Origin of the sequence: Microcystis sp. M165S2 (assembly GCF_020245885.1) — a bacterium.
In the GTDB taxonomy this organism is placed as follows: Bacteria; Cyanobacteriota; Cyanobacteriia; order Cyanobacteriales; family Microcystaceae; genus Microcystis.
On sequence record NZ_JADBTZ010000191.1, the window covers coordinates 1 to 3,233 of the forward strand.

A 3,233-nucleotide genomic window follows, 5' to 3' on the forward strand; every position below is an offset into this window, starting at 1 on the left:
ATCGAGAATTTGAAAATAAAGAAGAACTGGAAAAAGTAGTCAATCAGCTTTTAAATGAAGGGGGATTGATTATTAAATGGAGTAGAAAGCTTAAAAATAAGGGTAATGCTGTCAATGTAACTTAAATGCGTAAAAGCTTAAAAACTGCAGCTTGCCAAAAAAGGGAAATAAGATTTTTGCTCTGTTTCATACAAGCATAACTGACTTTCATTATCGAGAAGAGTAAAACAATATCCTTTTCCTTGAGGATTATCTGAGCGAACAGCCGGTCGGTTATTGACCATTACATCAATTGCAGATCTATTAAAATCTCCTTCATAAGTTGTCACTGTATTATCTTCCCATAAAATTGCTCCGCTATAAACGCCTTGAGACATGGAACTATGCACTAGACAAATGCCAGACGGTTTTATTACTTCCTTTTTTTTGATAAAACTACAGGAATATATAAAGGCAGAATCAGAAGCATATACGGCAGGAGGGTCACTGAAAAACAGACAATTTAACCCTACTAAATATGAGACCATTAATAATAGTTTCTTATCCATGATTAAAACCACTCCGATCAACAATCTTTAACTAGCGGCAAAAATTCATATATTTGACTAGCCAATTATATTATTACCATATTTTAGGAACTCTATGTGATTGTACATTTTCTTGACTAACACTGCTTTAATTTTTATGGTTGGTATAGGTGATCAAGGGTTTCCATTGTAAGTTATTTGTTTCTAGGCTGTTAAGAGATTGATCGGTGATGATAGAATAAAGAACATCTGGATCTAAATCAGCACCATTTTCCCAATAAATTGTTCCCCAATCGGGATTAATTTTGACTGTTTTAAAAAAAGCTAATTCTTTGAGAGGTTCAAAAATGCCGACAAATTCAATAATTTCTTTAAGATCAATAATGCCATCTCGATCATCTTCAAATTTAAGATAAAGTTGATAATCATTGAGGGGTTTTACTTCAATAATGTCTTTTAACATGGTTTATTCTAATGGGGAAATCGGTTGTAAAGTTTGATTGAGTTTAGCAAGTTGCCAATTTTCCAGTAATTCTTGTTGATGAATAGCAGCCCATTCAATCACTAAACCAAGAATTCTCGGAGATAGTTGACCTCTTAAGATAGCTAGATTTTTAATGTCAATAATCGCTTTTTGCTGATTGTAGCGGACATGAAAATGAGGGGGTGAATGGTCATTGTAGTACATAGTGATAATAATTCCTAGAAAACGACTAATTTCTGGCATCTTAGATCAATAGAGTTAATGGAATAAATTGTGATTTAATCCTTGCTCAAGTATTGTTCAAGGGTTACATAGTCGCCTGATTGGTATTCATCCCGAACTTTTTGAAGTTCTGCGAGGGTTTCCTCGTCATCTTGATAGGAGGTTTCTTCAGCTTCAAAAATTTGTTGTTCTAATATTTCTAATAATTGTTTTTTTTGCGTTAAGTCAAGGGAGTTAATCACTTGAGTTAAAGATTCAAAAGTGATTTGAAGATTGATTGTGTTGATCATGAAAATTTTCCTATTTGGCTAAAAAGTTAAATCTTGAGAGGTTTTGTCTCATCTATCTGTCTCTCATTAAATACAACCATTATAACATTTATAGCGTCGCCGATGAATAATTAACAATGTCCGATGCGAATGCAGCCTAGCAGAATGTTCTGCGTAGCAGCCTCGAAGACTAGCGGGTTGGGATTGCTTCGGGGGAATTATGGTATTGGGACTAAATATGGTCTCTCAATCACCCCCTCGCAATGACAAGGACAGGTTTTATTTTTGTTATTTGGACGGTTTGCATTATTCACTCTCCTTGGTTTTATCGGGGTAAGTTAACAGAAAGCGATCGCTAATAGTCCCTTTAGTGGACTTTAGCTTTGGAGAAATGATCATCGCATTTTCCCAATCATCATCAAAAGGGAGCGCATCGGGATCAGACAAAGCATTAGCCTCGATTTCTGCATCACTCATCGATTTAACTCGCTCCCAATCGGTTAAATTATTAATATCTGGGGGATTATTTGTTATATTTATCCTTCCTAAAGCTAGTCTTTCCATAAGCTGTGGCCCGTGTCGAACTACAGTGATATACTAAGGTTGACTTGATCAATACTTTCTAGGGAGATTTGGCTATCAATTCCCAGAAAGTATCGGGGTTTAGGTTTTGCGTCCGAGAAAATTAATAATCCGGGGATTAATTTCTTTAGACCAATGTTCTTGGGGATAGTGTTTCGCTTCCGCAAGGGAGATTAATTCCACTCCTGATTTAGTGGCCAATTTTTCCACAGTGACAGAAGATAACCAAGGATCGCCCATTCCCCAGACAAAAAGGATAGGTTTTTCCAAGTTCTCTAAACCTGTCTCAATTTCTGCCATAGTTTTCGATAGGTTTAAATTGCGAATCGTGGCCAGTAAAGCGCGACCCACTGCCGAAGTTTTTAGATAAGGTTGACGGAAAATAGCCAGATCTGCATCACTAATCACAAAACCGCTACCAGTTTCTAAAGTACGATCGACTAATAAGGGATCTTGAGTCGCCATATCTCCGAGGAAAGGTAGGCCCCATTGTTTCATTATCCAGGGTAATTTGACATCCCTGGAGAGGGGAGTATTTAAAACGACCAAGCGCTCAATTTTATCGGGATTTTCTAGGGCGTATTGTAGGCCGACGGAGGCTAAAAAACCTTGCACAATTAACGAGATTTTCGGCAATTGGAGAGCTTGAATAAAATCGGCCAAGGCTTGACAAAAAGCACTAGGTGTGTAGGCGAATTCTCTGGCATCGGGTTTAGCGGATAAACCGGAACCGATCCAATCGGGGGCAATAGCATTAATGTTATATTCTTCTAAACTGGTTAATAATTCCCGCCAAATATAGCTATGGGCGGGTAAACCATGAAGTAGGATCACGGGGGTTGTATCTGGTTGTTGAGCGGGGTTAACCTGTCGATAAAACCACTTGAGAGAGCCGACTTCGAGAAAATTTTCTAAAATAGCCATGGTTAATGGGGGATTCATAATCATCGAAAATTTTGGGTCTGAAACCCCGTCGTTCTACGACGGCTTTACCGTTAAATACTAGCGCATTTACGGAATATATGCTAAAATGCTCCCCATGGAAAAAGCCTATTGGTTTCGATTTTACCCAACACCCGAACAAAAGTCGCTATTGCGGCGCACCTTGGGCTGTGTAAGATTAGTTTACAATAAAGCTCTCCATGTCAG

General features: G+C 37.9%; 6 protein-coding genes and 2 pseudogenes. 2 read left to right on the forward strand and 6 right to left on the reverse strand.

Annotated features, from left to right (window positions below; all coding sequences use genetic code 11):
* A pseudogene (locus IM479_RS10005) lies at positions 1–125 on the forward strand (IS630 family transposase); the annotation flags it as partial.
* A gap of 12 nt (positions 126–137) precedes the next feature.
* Here the strand turns inward: IM479_RS10005 and IM479_RS10010 are convergent.
* The 6 genes and pseudogenes from IM479_RS10010 to IM479_RS10035 form a co-directional block, all read right to left on the reverse strand.
* A complete protein-coding gene (locus tag IM479_RS10010) occupies positions 138–548 on the reverse strand; it encodes a hypothetical protein (protein WP_287685071.1) in 411 nt (136 codons plus the stop codon).
* Positions 549–675: 127 nt separating this feature from the next.
* Positions 676–990, reverse strand: a complete 315-nt coding sequence (locus tag IM479_RS10015) for a DUF2442 domain-containing protein (RefSeq protein ID WP_158201018.1) — start codon at positions 988–990, stop codon at positions 676–678.
* A gap of 3 nt (positions 991–993) precedes the next feature.
* A complete protein-coding gene (locus tag IM479_RS10020) occupies positions 994–1,254 on the reverse strand; it encodes a DUF4160 domain-containing protein (RefSeq protein ID WP_158201019.1) in 261 nt (86 codons plus the stop codon).
* Between the two features lie 35 nt (positions 1,255–1,289).
* Positions 1,290–1,523: a hypothetical protein gene (locus IM479_RS10025; RefSeq protein WP_286827059.1), complete on the reverse strand. Its 234-nt coding sequence runs from the start codon at positions 1,521–1,523 to the stop codon at positions 1,290–1,292.
* Between the two features lie 348 nt (positions 1,524–1,871).
* Positions 1,872–2,066, reverse strand: a pseudogene (locus tag IM479_RS10030) (hypothetical protein); the annotation flags it as partial.
* A 99-nt stretch (positions 2,067–2,165) separates the two neighbouring features.
* A complete protein-coding gene (locus IM479_RS10035) occupies positions 2,166–3,032 on the reverse strand; it encodes an alpha/beta fold hydrolase (protein WP_287685073.1) in 867 nt (288 codons plus the stop codon).
* A gap of 91 nt (positions 3,033–3,123) precedes the next feature.
* Between IM479_RS10035 and IM479_RS10040 the strand changes: the two genes are divergently transcribed.
* Positions 3,124–3,233, forward strand: a 110-nt coding sequence (locus tag IM479_RS10040; RefSeq protein ID WP_287685074.1) for a helix-turn-helix domain-containing protein, incomplete at its 3' end; no start/stop codon positions are given.